The sequence below is a fragment of the Asticcacaulis sp. W401b genome, from assembly GCF_046503825.1.
In the GTDB taxonomy this organism is placed as follows: Bacteria; Pseudomonadota; Alphaproteobacteria; order Caulobacterales; family Caulobacteraceae; genus Asticcacaulis.
Genome location: NZ_JBKFEE010000017.1, coordinates 1 through 13,685, shown reverse-complemented (window position 1 = coordinate 13,685; position 13,685 = coordinate 1). Strand labels below are relative to the sequence as shown.

The following is a 13,685-nucleotide window of genomic DNA, read 5'->3' as shown; positions in this document are numbered from 1 at the left end:
AGACTATCGAGACGTTATTGCATCGAAGCAGAGCAAGACTCGCAAGGTCCTGAACCGGATCGAACCATATATTATCATAAGATACAATAACTTCGTAGCCAATTTGGGAAGCCTCCATCTTGTGCAGAGACGCAAACTGCCCAAAGTCCATGCCGACGCTCTCAGGCATTGCTACAGTGGAAAAACGATCGCGCGCACGACGCTATTTGAAGAGATGGAAAAGGCCAGCCGCCCAACCCCATATCTCTGTCCCTACTGCTTGCTACGCACCCCTCGGTCTTGGGACCACTATTTCCCGAAAGATGACTACCCGGAATTCTCCACCTTCGCTTTGAACCTCGTCCGAGTGTGCAATTCCTGTAACCTGCGAAAGGGGAACAGATTCGTCGGGCCGGTTCGCTCGGTCGTTCATCCGTTCATCGACCCTTTACCGCCAGCCCCGATGGTGACGGCTACAGTGCACATAAATGGAACGAGAATAGCCCTTACCTACGAGATCGCACCCGCACCCGGCGCAGGCGTGAATCCCCAGATATTGGCGTTGATGCAGCGGCATTTCGATGCCCTTTCCGTCGCAGCCGATATGGCGGCTGAAGGCAACGCCATGGTCAATACGTTAGTGAACGAGCTGGTCGCGGGGCGAAACGTTCCGTTTACGGCTGAGGAGTTGGGTATAATTCTGCATGGTCGCCTCGACGCGCGTCAAGGATTCCCGTTCAACGGATGCGACATTGCGACCTTAATGGCGCTCATCGAGGCCCCGGGATTTCTCGCACACGTTAACTCGAAGGTGAACCCCGCAGCCCCCCCACCAGGCCATATGTACGCGGCGATGATCGCGAGCAAAAACCGGTTGGCATTAACCATCGACGCGCTCGCGACGTGACAGCCTTCCGGCGCACATAGCCCAAAAGATAAAGCGCTTTATAAAGCACTGTGTAAAGCACATCATCTAGTTGACCGCCCAACGTTTAAAGGGGTTTTGATGGACCGCCTTACCAAGGAAGAGGCTCAGGCGTACCGCAAACGGCTGTCGTCATGGCTTACACTGGATGAAGCTGACGAACTTATGGCTGAGATTGGAGACCGCGCTCAATTGTTCGCTGCCTCTCAGGGCGCGCTTCAGTTCTGGAGAGAGGCGTGGTGCGGTATGTCGTGTGCACAGCTTATGCACGCTCATCGCATCCGGCTGGGTGAAGACCCACCTGATTTCTGGCTCGACTTTGGGAACAAGAAGCAGGCTTTCGAGATCGTGCAGGTTCAACCTGCGGATCTGCGACTGGGAGACGTGTTCGACAGATACGCAACCTCCGTCAACGCCGGTCGGCCCGTCGAAATCGTCAAACGCTCTGCCGAGCAGATTGCTTTAGATACGAGCGACCTTCCAGCAGACATAGACCGACAGGTAAGAGCAAAGTGCGCGAAGCGATATGACAGGGATACTATTCTGGTGGTCGAAATCATGCATGAGGTAACGCTGGAAGCCGATACTCCCCTCGTCCGAACGCTGATTCCTATATGCGCTCCCGCGCTTCGTTCTTTTGAAGAGATATGGCTTAGACGCGGCAATGCGATCCTGCGCGTCTCCCGACACTCTGCATCTCTGACGACAATGGCCGCACGCAGATAGGCAAGGATCGTTGCTCATTTCGGCTCTCAGACCTCTCGAAAATGAAAGCTTTTGACTTCCTTTTCTTTGAGGTCGCGGAAGGGGTTAAACTTCAGCAAGCGCGCCTCGATTTCAGCTTCCGGTTCCCAAGGCTCGTCTATGAGCGCCCAATCTATCAGATAGTCAGACCCATCGCGGGAAATCTGGATACCTATCCCGCGCCGCGCCTTATGAATGTACTTCGCCAGTTGCGTGAAGCCTTGAAGGCCGTTCCCACGGCGGACCTTAGCCTCGCCGTCGGCTCCCCACAACTCCGGCGCCAACGGCATAATCATGAACACGCAATCCGTTTTGCCATAATAGGCCCTGACCGGTAGAGCAAAGTCTTCGGCTCGAACTGTTTCAACTGCATACTGCAATAGGCCCTTGAGTGCATGCCAGACCGAACGAGGCAACTTGCCAAACTCAATCATGATCCGATAATAGTCGGTAGGATTTGTGGACGTCTCGATGTTGTTGCGAATATTCCCGATTAATCCCGTAAGCTCGAAGCTATCGAGATCTTGAATAAGGTTGTGCAGGTGTTTGTGTGACGTCGGCGTAGGTATGACCTCGTCATGGGTATAGGCACCGATGATATCCGCCTCCTGTACACGCACCCCCGTCGCCTTCAGTTGCGGTACGACCGTTTTACGGTAGGAGAAATATTCACGGATATCGCCAGGGACACGCAGTATCCGCAGGATGTCGAGGTAAGCACCTGAATCCAGTATGTGAATAAAGCCAGCTTGGGCGCTCTCCGTATATTGGATCGCCCAACAATCGTCCGGAAGGGCATCGTAAGCGGAATATACAATGATGCTTTGGATGTCCTGAAGCTGCTTTCCGCGGATGACAAATCTCTCACCACGTTCGTTAACGATGGCGATCTCGCTATGCGTTGACAGATAATGGTGGGTGTCGCGCACCTGCTTTTTAGCTTTCTTGAGCACCTTGTTCGAAAACCAGGCGCGCTCGGCCTCCGGGTCGCCCGTAGGCGCTGTTCGCTCTTTCAACTGAATGATCAAGGCGAACGCTTCAAGCCAGACTATGCTATCGGCAAGTTCCAGTTCTTCGCTGGGCCCCGGCTTGAACTTGTTCTGGGCAAAGGTGAACTCTTTCCAGAAAGCGCTACCGTTCAGGTCGGCTATGAATTTCTCCAGTGACACCCGATCACCTCCCCCGGGCTATTCGCCTGAATTCTCTCCGACCGCCTGCTGAACATGGCGCCAGATAGGGTCAAGCTGGATCAGAATATTGGCTTCGCCCATGCGTTCGATGTCCGACAAGCGGTTGGGCAGGTGGATCAGATCATCTCTCTGAAACAGGATATTGTCGTAATAGGGCGGCCACGCCAACAGCACCGCACCCCGCTCCGCAGTCTGATATTTAAAGTGGTCCCTTAGATCGTTCCTCGAAACTACCGAGTTTGCCTGATCGAACGAAAGGCCGAGATCAATCAGGATTTTCGCTAGACGCATAAGGCAGAGGTCCGCCACGCCAAATCTCGACCAGGTCGCTCTTACAGCGCTCAGATCGGGAGCTGGGGCATCACGCGACACAAAGGGAGCCATTAATCCTATAGAACCGAGAAGACCTCTTTTCAGATAGGAGCGTAGCCCCTCATAGCCAACTCCGACGATTTCAGCGGCCTTCGCGGTTGTCACAGTTTCGATCATGAAGCACCTTTTGGTTCTGTCAGAACCAAATTAATACACTCAAGAAATTTCGGTGTCAACAGAACCATTTTTAAGACGCTAGATTAGTACAGAATGAAAAACGGCCCCGGCGCGATCGCCGAGGCCGTCAAATAGCAACAGTCACCGAGGTAAGGGCGGGAAGCAGAAGCTTCTTGGCAAACATAGGGATGGCGCGCGTCATATTCGGGAATTTAGATAGTGCTTTCATAGCGAGACCTCCGATCTTTTCAAAAGAATGTTCAACGATAGCGCTGAGGCCGGTATGGGTAAGCAGGGTGACAAGTCCAGAGATAGTGGCGGTGACTGGCTCTCCGTAGAGGAATGGGCGCTCCGGCCATCCCGGAGCTGAAGAAATCCATAACATATACTCAATTTGAGCACAAGCTCTATTTCACAGGTGAGCGCGCCCGTGCCACCTACCCGGTGCCGCTAATATCCCCTTATCATGTCTCGAAGTCGTCGACAGACAGACCGGTAGCGAGGCTCAGAATAGCACCCTCTGTGTCAGGCGCCGCAATCGAACGCTGAAGACTTTGGTTAAGGTATCAGCTGGAACACGGTCTCTGAAGAGAATGACGGCATATTCTGCGTATTGCAGCGAGGTGTAATAAAGCCCTTGGGCCTCAGGTTGATTGGCGCACAGCTTCTCAGTCTATGCCCGCGTTAAGACAACGCCTGCGATCGGCGCGCCTCGCTCAGGCAAAGTGCTAGTGCGGACCGATTGCGGTCCCTCTGGCCCTGATCGTAGCCAAAATAATAGGCGACCGGGCGGCTTTCGTCCTTGGGCTCGCCGCCTTTTGCCGCACGATAGCCTTGGGTCCAATGGTTTTCCATTTTGCACCTCAATCAATCGCACGGCAGATGAGGGCGGATTCGGGATGGGCGTAGGCAAACTCCAAGAGCCGCCCGTACATCTCCGATAGCCGGTCGGATTGATAGCGGAATGAAAGGTGCGACAAGGCAAACAGTGTAGCGACAATTCCGGCGGCGTCCGCGCTCATCTCATCGTCGAAGCCATTACCTTCGGCTACCAACCGCATTCGGTCGTATCCGGTTGGCACCATGTAAAGCGCCCCGTTGCTTCCCCGAAAATAGTCCCAGAAGCCGCCACCGTACTCACGGCAGAGGTTGGACATAATGTCGAAGACATAGTTCTCAGCGAAGATGAGCGGTACGCCAGGGAGCATCTTCGGGATGAACTCACCTCGCTCCTCGTCGGGAATCTTGGTGACAGTCGGGCTGTTGGTCGTGAGGGTGTCGGTCATGGAAAAGGCCTCCTTTAGGCAGTTGAACCGCCTTCCAGAGACCTCTCTTTTTCTTTCCGGCACCGGACGGAACCGATTTAGACATAATCAGCGCTTCAGTCTCTGATCGTAGAGCCACTTGCGGACTATCTGCACGTCGATGCGCGCCATGTCGGGATGACCCGGATTTATGAGGATACAGTACTCTTCCGGCACGATGATTGACGGGACCTCCAGCACCGCTTGTGCGCCTGACTTTACCCATTGGCTGCCGTAAGCCATGCTGGGTATTCCGGCCGGGCTGGCGTCCCAACCCTTCGGTGCCGTATGCTCGGTGAGCGTTGCGCGAGCGCTCCAGATATCGTCCGGAATGTCATAGGCGACAAGGTAACGGTTAAATGGAAGTTCGGCCTCAATGTGTACGGCCGTTTCCAGGCAGCACAGGGCACGGGTCTCGGCCGTGTAGATCAGACGCGTATCTTTCTGATTCCAGCGACCACCTGTAATTGACGCGCCGATACCGGTTCGGTCATCGGCACTGTAGTCAGGTGTGACCGTTCCGATACGCCAAACACGCTGGCTCATGAATAGGCGCCGCTCTGTTGGCGGGCGAGGAGATCCGCGACCAGGCTGACGCCTTCATTCGTATCGAGATAGCTAAGAGGCGCTTTGCCGCCAAGGGCCCGGTGCGGCTGTGACAGCCAGCGACCTACCCATTCGGCCGCATCGAACCCTTCGCCCGCGCTGGATTCCGCCAGCATACTCTCCACCTGCCCAATGAGCGTTGCCACTCCGAGCACCTTTTCGCTGTCGGACGCCGAGAGGGGTTTGCGATCCGAGATTTTCCGGCTGACAGTGGCCTGGGAGATGCGCAGCGCGTTCAGCAGCTCTTTTTGCTGAAGCCCCATATTCGACGCCAATTCACGGAAAGCTGCCGCGTTAATCCCGTGGCGAATAATCTCGATCCGGCCCGTCCGATCAGAGGTGTAGAGGGCGCGATATGCCACCGCACCGTTCGTCTTCTCGATCATAAAACCTGAGTCCAATCCGCCCGTCTTGGAGGCGCCGGACTTTTGGACAACGACAACCGGCTTCACCTTACGTGCGCTTGCCTCACCAGTAGATTTTTGAGCGACAGACATGTCAATCTCCATATGAATTATTTGATTATATCAAATGAATGCCAAATGCCAATCCCGCTTGCGCACTATTCTTGCGTCGCAGGCCGGCCATGCTGATTCAGGCACTGGCAGGCAGCACAACCTCGAACTCGCGCGATTGGATATTCGAGATCCGGTATAGCTGACCATTACCGGCCCGATAGGCCGTACGAGTCCGGCCCCGCCAAGGGTAGGCGACGACCGTGAACTCCTGATGCGTGGTGTTGTCGGTGAACGCGATTGGCTCTTTCAGCCGAATGACACATCCAGCGGACGGCTTTGCCTTGGCACGCACCTTGCTCCCCGCCCGGCATCGCTCCCGCCAGGCGAGCGCGTAATCGCTCTTCGTCTCGGTGAGAAGGTCAAGAATACCTGCCGGGCATCGCGACTCCACAGGGCCCATGTCCTCGGTCATATCCTTGTAGCCGAAGGTATAGCCGTCCTTAGCTCGCGAACATGACTTCGTCAGGAAAACAGCCGCCCATATGGAACGGTTTCCGTCCTCTTTGCTCACGCTCTCGACGGCCGCATAATAGACGCTGCCTACCATGGCAGATTTCAGCGGCCGAGCGGTGACCTTGTCATTGTCCCAGGTTAGGGTGGCGTCGAGATACGCCTTCTTCGTCTTTCCGCCGGTATCGCGCATCAAAGTCCAGCCCATGTCTTGCTCCTTTGTTAGGGTTCGCAAGGGCCGTCCTTTTCATTCTTCTTTCGTTGAGCCTCCTATCCGGAGCGAAAGGAGCGTGCGGAAATCCTCTTGATGCGAGATCAGAACAGCTCGGCCTGCGGAGGCAGGGCGTCTGCAATCTGATCCTCGTTGACGTCGTCCTTCTTCGTGCCGGTCTTGACGATCTTCAGGCTCCCGTTCGGCAGGGGCCGTTGCAACTTGCTGGCTTCGGCCCACGGCGCATTGAGCCACAGATCCAGTTCCTCGTCGGTCGTGAGAATGACCGGCATGGCCTTCGGGTGGACGGCGTGAACCTCGGCATTGGCATCCGTGGTGAGAAACGCGAACAGATTATTGGTGGTCTCGCCTTCCTTGACCTTGCGGACTGAAGTCCACTGCGGCACCCAGATCCCTGCGAAGAAGGCTTGCGGCCGGCCCTCGTCGAATGCGAACCAGGTGTTTACCTTGGAGCCATCCGCCTGATTGGGCTCGCAGAAGCTGGTGAAGGGCACGAGGCAACGGTTGGCTTCGCCCAGCCAGCGCCGCCAGTGTGGTGAGGTCGTCTTACGGACATTGGTGACGCCGCCGTCCGCATTCTTGCCTTCGAGTGCGAAGGCCGGGGACGGCAGCCCCCAGCGTGCCATAACCAACTCGCGGCCTTCTGTGCCATTACGCACGACAGGCGCCATGTAGTCGGGAAATATGCCCGGCAGGTAGGGCAGATTACCGGTTTTGTCGATCATGACCTTCGCTGCGGCACGAATGCCGTCCGCAGCCTTGGTCTGACTATACAAATTACACACGGACGCCTCCCTTTTTGACGATAGTCTCCGAAGTTTACCGCCCGCGCAAGCGCGCATAGGGGACGCTAGGCCACGATTGTCAGAGCATCAGAAAAGAAGCGTCCAGGTTTGATCGCAATGACATGACGGTTGCATACCGCGCGAGGGATCGAGGCCCGAAGGGCGAAGACCCGCACCGCGGGGCTGACTTGCGACGAGCCCGGTCCGCCGCAGGCGGGACGCGCCCTATCCCGCATTGCCGTCCCTACCCTTCTCGGCAATTGCGATCAGAACATCATCTGGGTGACAGCATGAGGCACAGGATTGACGTGGCCCCAGTAGGCAAACGACGCCTGTAGATAGCGATTAAGGTCTTCGCGCCTTATCCGTATGGTCTCGCTGTCAGGGGAAGGCACAGACAGGAGGTCCAAATAGTCCGGCCCGCGCTCTGCCCATAGTTCAGGCGCGATCTTTCGTAACCGCTTCGATGCGCCGCCGTCCCCATGGCGAACGACATTGGCGACCAGTCTGGCTTCATCAAGATTCTTGCGCACATTGTTGGCGGCAAAATCATAGCCGAGGTGATCAGCGCAACGCCCGGCCAGATCTACATAGGATCGGGTCTCGGGCAGTGTCCCCAACAGATGGCGGGCCCAAACACTCAATTGCCTCTCGAACAGCCCGCTTACAATCAAGGTGTAAGCCTTGGCCGCCTCGTTGGCCATGTAATTGTCCACCTGAGCCGCAGCGCGTTCAAGGAATTGATCCATCGACGCGGCCTCTCCTGTTTCCAGCGCTTCATGCACCGGCAAGCCGTCCATGGCAGGCCGGATCACGCGGTCATAGAGCCTCTGGAGATTGGCCTGAAAGATATTCGGTAACGGGTGCATGCAGACTTGCCCTGGCAGAATTTTGGGAAAATCACCGGATTATATTCGGATGATCATCGGATTATAATCTTCATATAACCCGGATACGCGCGCATATTGAATATGCCGCATATCGGCTCCTTTTGACGGTCTTCCCTGATCTAACGTAGAAAATAGGGTCAGGGAGGGCTGTCACCTATCCGGTGACAACGACCAGCCCTATCGCGACGAGCAAAGACAGTAGGCCAGGCTCGACGGCGCTGGCGCGAAGCACGTCCGCCTCGGTCAGCACCCGGCTATAGTCCATCGCTGCCATTCCCTTCGCGTAGCCAGGCCAAAGGCGTTCGATCTGCGTCGTGGCGTCCACGGCGAGCGCGGGGCGGCGCGTGGTATGTCCCTCAAAATGCCGCACCAGCAACCCCTCATGGGTCGGCACCTGCCACACAACCGTGACGCCGATGCGCTGGGCCAATTGACGCGCCTGCACCGCGCGCTCCGGCGTAAGCCGATCCTGATCTGTGTCGAGAAGGGCGAACTTGTGGGCGAAGGGCGTGCGCCGGCCCTCCTCCCGCTCGATATAGCCTTCCATCCATTCCAGACGGGCCAAGGCATCCCCACCTTTAAGGACGGGCGGGTCGATATGGACAAACAGCCCTTTCTCATCGGCCAGCCGCTTGAGATACACAGCGTAGCCATTCTCGGACTCGCCTTCGCAGCCGACGAGAATACGTGTCCGCTCCTTTTGACGCCCGCGCATCAGCCGATCACCGGGACAGCGCCAAAGGCACCGGACAGGTACTTCTTGTAAAGGTTGGCGGTCCGGCGAACCGGTGCCTTGTCGTCCATCGAGGAGACATCTGTCAGCGAATAGACGGAAGTCCGACCGCTCGTATCCTTCTCTGCAAAGACGACCTCTTCCTTCACCAGATATTCGAGCAAGGTCGCCGAATGGCAGCTCATCCATATCTGCGCCCCGTCGGCATTGCGCACCTGGTCGTCATAAAACCAACGCAGGATTTCCGGGAGAACGAGCGGATGGATCAGCGTGTCGAATTCGTCGACCAGCGCCAGTGCGCCATAGGCCATGGATAGATGCAGAATGGGGAACAAGCGGACGAAGGCCTGCGTCCCCTGACTTTCCATCTCCCAAGGAAGCTCACGCGAGTGACCTGTATGCCGAACACGCGCCTGCGGTCCCAGATTAGGCACGTCCTCAATACGCAATTCCTCTACACCCACATCAATGCGACGCAGGTCTCGATTAAGCATTTTAAGAATGGCTGGCTGCTGCTTCAGATAGGCCATTAGATTATGATCACCGCTCAAAAACGCCGGGATCACGCCAATATTGGTCAGCACCTGACGCCCCAATGATGCGTAGTATTCCGCTGTCGGATGGTTGAAAAACGCATAGGAGGATATGACCGACGCATCATCGCGAAGAGTCTCCAGCAGGTGCCTGAAGCGACCGGTATTAAACTCATCCGAGCCTTTGACCCCATAACCTTCAGTGCGGTTCACCACTCTCGACCATTTGCCCGTGCCTTGCGCGCGGTGGGTCAGGTTCTCGCGAACAATGCGCTTCACGACCCCGTCCTTCAGAAACAACTCGACCTCGTATCGAAGCTGGCCGAACTCCGCCTTGGCCTCATCTTTTTCGAGATCTGACGGGTTAAGAATGCCGCCCAGCTCCACCGCGATCTTCGTGGGACGCTCGGCACATTCATCGTCATTGAAGGGGTAGCCGACGGGCCGCTGCCCCGTAGGTGTGCCGGAGTGCCCGACGAGGTTGGCGATGAACTGAAGGGCCCTCAAGATTGTGGTCTTGCCAGAGGCGTTGGCACCGTAAACCGAGACGACCTTCGGCGCGCGTTCGTCCGAGCCCGGAAAAATAGGCGCAAATCGACCATCGGGATCAGGAACGTTCGCGCCGACGCGCAGATCCAGGACCTGAGCCTCGCGGATTGAGAAGAAGTTCTCGACTTCCAGTCGATAGATCATTGTAAGCACCTCACTTGTCTATAAGTAGAACTTTAACCCGAAAATGTCAACTTTTCGATTATAGAGCGATCATAAGGCCAAAAAACAGAGGAAATGCCCCCGCCTGAGCGGGGGCTGCGGTCCTTCAGGCCGCCACCTTCGTTGCGGCCACTTTGAAGACAGGAATGCCACGTTCACCGGCCTTCTGAGCGATGTTCAGCACAATTCCCGACGCTTCGGCATCACGTTCGTTCTGCGGGTTCACCGGAGTGGGCATGTAGAAGACCATCACAGGCTTCAGAGCCAGCAGTGTGTCGTTGGCAACGAAGGGGGCGCGGCGACCGGCAGCCTTGGCAAAATCGGTCTTATGGACGATGATGGAATTGTTCTTCGCCCACATCATGGCGATCTTCTCAGCGCCAAGATTACCGGTGCAGGCCAGTTGCATGTCCGGGCATTGAGCCTTGGCGTAGTTCAGAGCGGCCATGATACGCTCGGCATCGGCTTGGGTGTTGGCGGACTGTACGCCGCGGAAGACGACGTATTTAGCGGTTGGTTCGGCACCCTTCTGCGCATGTTGACGCTTCCGGCGAAGGGTTTCACCCGCTTCCATGACGGCAAAGGTGGTCAGGCGATTTGAGGTCGATCCGCGATAGGGTGTCCAGACATCGCCGGTCTGAACCTCGTAGGTGCGCTCGGCCGATCGACGGAAGGTTTCCAGCACGACAGAGACGGCCTCGAAGTAACGGGAACGATCCGTTGCGTCCTGGATCTGGGTGTCCTTGACCTCGGAACCGTCGAACTCACGGTGCAGGGATGTCAGCTCGTTGCTGGCGCGGTCATATTCACGCTCGATGCGTTGCTGGGCCGCGTGGATGCCACCGATGATGCAGTGGGCGATCATGCTGGCGTGTTCTTCCAGCGCGTCCTTGCCGAAAACGTCCAGAACCTCGGTCATCAGGGCATGCCCAAGATGTTCGACCTCGCCTTCGGATGGGAAGGGTCGAGGGTCGTTGGCCAGGCCAGTGATGTGATCGTAGGAGGTCGTGGGGGCGCCGAAGAGGGACATGTGCGTGATCCTTGAAGGTCGAATGAGAAACCGAAATGTTGGTGAGGCCGTTTGCTCCGGCCTCTGAAACTTCGGGGTCCGCCGGCCAGGCCGCGCGCAAAGGGGTCGCCTTCAGGCGACAAGCGATAGCGCCTGCCCCTTGCGCGACTGAGGCATGGCATGGTGGCACCGTTTCAGAGTTTAGGTCCGGAGCAATGTCGTCACCGGGGATCACTCGGTTTCCCGACCGGGACACGCGTCCCTCTTGGGGCCACCACCTGCGCTCACCTGGCTTGGAAACCTTATGCCGACATAGGCGTGTCCATTGCGGACTCTGAAATGAAGGTGACACCCGCGGCAGTACGCCGACCTTGGAGCACAGGCGGTAACGACTTTAGCTGGGCATCTGAAGCGCCCTGAAAAAAATGCGTTCAGATACCGCGCCGCTCGCGACAATCCCGCACAGGGAAGGCATCATCGTCAGAGAAAGGATCGATTATGACGACACCCGACTATGTGAGGGCCTGTGAGGATGCGCTACGCGACCACAGAAACGGCAACATCGAGAACCACAGGTTCCCGCAGATCAACCTCATCATCGAGGATATGCTGAACCGCCGCACTGAGCTTCTCGAAGCCTATGCCGAGATATTCGACAAAACGAAGGGCGATGCTACCGCCATCTACATTGTCTTCGACGCGTTACTCCACAGCTCTGATCAATGGAGCCCCGCCATGAACGAAAAGGCGCGGGCCGACCGCACCCGGTTGAAAATCTTAAATCAGAAGATTGCCAAGGTTGCGGAGGATCTGGCCGATCTTTTGGATGAGCGCGAAGACCTCAGCAACCGGTCCGGTTTTTACAGCGATACCGAGGTCGACATCTGTCAGGTGATAATGGATTCCTCCACCTTTAATGGGCATTTCAAGAGCTGGGTGAAAGAGCCGTTAGCGGCATTACAGGGGCGATTTGACATGAAATATTGGCCATCGCTTGGTGATTGCGTGCGGGTGATTGGCGACGACGCCGAGCACGGCAAAATACGGGCCTCTGATGAGATAACTGAGGTTGCGACAGCGGGTGCTCGCAAAGCCGATGCCGACTATTTCAAGGCCCTTGATCGCAGGCTGAAAGGTGAAACCAAGCCGCGAGGGGAACTTTTGCCAGAAGGCTTTTCGCTTACGAACAAGACTCTCGCCTCTCTGGCCAATGTCGCGCTCGATCGCGCACCCGGTGAACTCTTCACGGAAGACTTCGTGAAGAACCTGCGCCACCGCGAGCGAAAGACCGCGTCACCCAAAGTGAAAAAGACCACGGCGTAGTCCCGATAAGGGCATGTCGTGGCCCGGCCACATCTTATCGCCCGGTGCGTCCAGGGCCGATCCGAATAGCGCCGGGAATTGGCTGAGTGCTCCAGCTTCCCAACCGGCTGTCCGACGCGACGCGCGTCAGCGCCAATCCCTGTATTCAGGCGGGGCCTGCATGAGACCGATGCGCACAGCGATTAGTAGTGACACAAGCGTCAGGGTCGGTATGGGGAAGTAATGGAAGAGGCTTGTCAGGACGACGATGGCAAGACGCTCGGCCCAGACGGCAAGCGAAGAACGAGGGATAATCTGCATGGTGACCTCCTTTTGGTACACCACGCAAATCCCTCACCTTCCCCTTCCCTGAGCCCGTGAACTGCGCCTCAGGCCTTTGCCGGATTGTGTTCGCCCGTCCATTCTGTCTTGCCTGCGTCAAGCCAGTCTTGACGCTTCAGACGGAAAATCTCCTGCGGATTCCCCTTCAAATCCTGGCTGACCTGATGCACGAAGCCCGAATTGATACCAGCCAGTTCCCTCGCATCAGCGATACGTGAGATAAATTTTGTCGGAATGACACCGCGCCTGGGTTCGATATACTCCACGGTGTGCACGACCTCACCGTGGTCATTGTAAACGATCAGATTGAATATCTTATTGTATTCATGAGTCTTCGTGACATCGCGCAAATACCAATTCACCCCTTCAGAGTCTCGGGTGTATTTAATCCACTCTCTAAGCTTGGCGACGTCCATTAGATCGAGTTCGCTCTGTGTAAGTTATGTTTTGCAGAGATACACGCCGGAGAATCAAATTTCCGGCAAAACACGGTCACTATTAGTTTAATCCAACAAGACCATGTTGGGAATCGGGTTTTAGCCGCCGCTGGATGAAAGTTGCGTAGGCAAAAAGGACTGACATCTAACGATATCAGTCCGCTCAAAGCCTTATAAATCATGCCGCCACCGCTTCCGATCCGGACTTGGCGCGCGACAGGCGAATAAGGAGATCGACCGCTTTTGACGCCTGCCCGCTTGCCTTGATCAGTTCCGCTGGATGATCTTTCAGCAGGCGGCCCCATGATTGTAGATAACCCGCGTGGTTGTCGAACAGCTTTTCCTCGACCGGTAGCCCGATGAGGAGGCCGAGTTGCAAAGCGCCGAGTTCCGCGATCAGTTCTTCACGGACGCGGCAGTCGCGATAGCGATAGTTTTCGAGCTTCCGATCCAGTCGATGCTTCGCACCCGTCCAATGCACCTTATGCCGATATCGGCATAACACT

The 13,685-nt window shown here is 56.4% G+C and carries 18 protein-coding genes; 3 read left to right on the top strand and 15 right to left on the bottom strand.

What is annotated here, in order from left to right:
- The first annotated feature begins 121 nt into the window (after nt 1-121).
- Both ACK8OE_RS18510 and ACK8OE_RS18505 read left to right on the top strand, forming a co-directional pair.
- Nucleotides 122-886, top strand: coding sequence for a hypothetical protein (locus ACK8OE_RS18510; protein ID WP_410273810.1), 765 nt, complete (start codon nt 122-124; stop codon nt 884-886).
- Nucleotides 887-985: 99 nt separating this feature from the next.
- Nucleotides 986-1,630 (top strand): hypothetical protein, encoded by a 645-nt coding sequence (locus ACK8OE_RS18505; RefSeq protein WP_410273809.1) that lies wholly within the window; start codon nt 986-988, stop codon nt 1,628-1,630.
- Nucleotides 1,631-1,656: 26 nt separating this feature from the next.
- Here ACK8OE_RS18505 and ACK8OE_RS18500 read toward each other — a convergent pair whose 3' ends face one another.
- From ACK8OE_RS18500 to ACK8OE_RS18445, 12 genes are all read right to left on the bottom strand, one after another.
- Nucleotides 1,657-2,817, bottom strand: a complete 1,161-nt coding sequence (locus ACK8OE_RS18500) for a hypothetical protein (protein WP_410273808.1) — start codon at nt 2,815-2,817, stop codon at nt 1,657-1,659.
- An 18-nt stretch (nt 2,818-2,835) separates the two neighbouring features.
- Nucleotides 2,836-3,327 carry a hypothetical protein gene (locus ACK8OE_RS18495; protein WP_410273807.1) on the bottom strand — a complete coding sequence of 164 codons (492 nt, stop codon included), beginning with the start codon at nt 3,325-3,327 and terminating at the stop codon, nt 2,836-2,838.
- Nucleotides 3,328-3,454: 127 nt separating this feature from the next.
- Nucleotides 3,455-3,712: a hypothetical protein gene (locus tag ACK8OE_RS18490; RefSeq protein ID WP_410273806.1), complete on the bottom strand. Its 258-nt coding sequence runs from the start codon at nt 3,710-3,712 to the stop codon at nt 3,455-3,457.
- Between the two features lie 478 nt (nt 3,713-4,190).
- Nucleotides 4,191-4,613: an antirestriction protein gene (locus ACK8OE_RS18485; protein WP_410273805.1), complete on the bottom strand. Its 423-nt coding sequence runs from the start codon at nt 4,611-4,613 to the stop codon at nt 4,191-4,193.
- Nucleotides 4,614-4,700: 87 nt separating this feature from the next.
- Nucleotides 4,701-5,177: an RES family NAD+ phosphorylase gene (locus tag ACK8OE_RS18480; protein ID WP_410273804.1), complete on the bottom strand. Its 477-nt coding sequence runs from the start codon at nt 5,175-5,177 to the stop codon at nt 4,701-4,703.
- Complete coding sequence (locus ACK8OE_RS18475) at nt 5,174-5,734, bottom strand: antitoxin Xre-like helix-turn-helix domain-containing protein (RefSeq protein ID WP_410273803.1); 561 nt, start codon at nt 5,732-5,734, stop codon at nt 5,174-5,176. The genes ACK8OE_RS18480 and ACK8OE_RS18475 overlap by 4 nt, the downstream gene beginning before the upstream one ends.
- A 97-nt stretch (nt 5,735-5,831) precedes the next feature.
- Complete coding sequence (locus tag ACK8OE_RS18470) at nt 5,832-6,413, bottom strand: DUF6927 domain-containing protein (RefSeq protein WP_410273802.1); 582 nt, start codon at nt 6,411-6,413, stop codon at nt 5,832-5,834.
- A gap of 107 nt (nt 6,414-6,520) precedes the next feature.
- The gene (locus tag ACK8OE_RS18465) at nt 6,521-7,222 is read right to left on the bottom strand and encodes an SOS response-associated peptidase (RefSeq protein ID WP_410273801.1); all 702 of its coding nucleotides are present in this window, start codon (nt 7,220-7,222) and stop codon (nt 6,521-6,523) included.
- A gap of 266 nt (nt 7,223-7,488) precedes the next feature.
- Nucleotides 7,489-8,091: a hypothetical protein gene (locus ACK8OE_RS18460; protein WP_410273800.1), complete on the bottom strand. Its 603-nt coding sequence runs from the start codon at nt 8,089-8,091 to the stop codon at nt 7,489-7,491.
- 175 nt (nt 8,092-8,266) lie between these two features.
- Nucleotides 8,267-8,827 (bottom strand): hypothetical protein, encoded by a 561-nt coding sequence (locus ACK8OE_RS18455; RefSeq protein ID WP_410273799.1) that lies wholly within the window; start codon nt 8,825-8,827, stop codon nt 8,267-8,269.
- Nucleotides 8,827-10,071: an AAA family ATPase gene (locus ACK8OE_RS18450; RefSeq protein WP_410273798.1), complete on the bottom strand. Its 1,245-nt coding sequence runs from the start codon at nt 10,069-10,071 to the stop codon at nt 8,827-8,829. The genes ACK8OE_RS18455 and ACK8OE_RS18450 overlap by 1 nt, the downstream gene beginning before the upstream one ends.
- A 124-nt stretch (nt 10,072-10,195) precedes the next feature.
- Nucleotides 10,196-11,119, bottom strand: coding sequence for a DUF2493 domain-containing protein (locus ACK8OE_RS18445; RefSeq protein ID WP_410273797.1), 924 nt, complete (start codon nt 11,117-11,119; stop codon nt 10,196-10,198).
- A gap of 477 nt (nt 11,120-11,596) precedes the next feature.
- On the opposite strand from ACK8OE_RS18445, the gene ACK8OE_RS18440 reads away from it, so the two are divergent.
- The gene (locus ACK8OE_RS18440; protein WP_410273796.1) at nt 11,597-12,421 is read left to right on the top strand and encodes a hypothetical protein; all 825 of its coding nucleotides are present in this window, start codon (nt 11,597-11,599) and stop codon (nt 12,419-12,421) included.
- 126 nt (nt 12,422-12,547) lie between these two features.
- Here ACK8OE_RS18440 and ACK8OE_RS18435 read toward each other — a convergent pair whose 3' ends face one another.
- The 3 genes from ACK8OE_RS18435 to ACK8OE_RS18425 form a co-directional block, all read right to left on the bottom strand.
- Nucleotides 12,548-12,721: a hypothetical protein gene (locus ACK8OE_RS18435; protein WP_410273795.1), complete on the bottom strand. Its 174-nt coding sequence runs from the start codon at nt 12,719-12,721 to the stop codon at nt 12,548-12,550.
- Nucleotides 12,722-12,789: 68 nt separating this feature from the next.
- Nucleotides 12,790-13,158: a hypothetical protein gene (locus tag ACK8OE_RS18430; RefSeq protein WP_410273794.1), complete on the bottom strand. Its 369-nt coding sequence runs from the start codon at nt 13,156-13,158 to the stop codon at nt 12,790-12,792.
- Between the two features lie 199 nt (nt 13,159-13,357).
- Nucleotides 13,358-13,685: zincin-like metallopeptidase domain-containing protein (locus tag ACK8OE_RS18425; RefSeq protein ID WP_410273793.1), on the bottom strand; the 328-nt coding region annotated here is incomplete at its 5' end.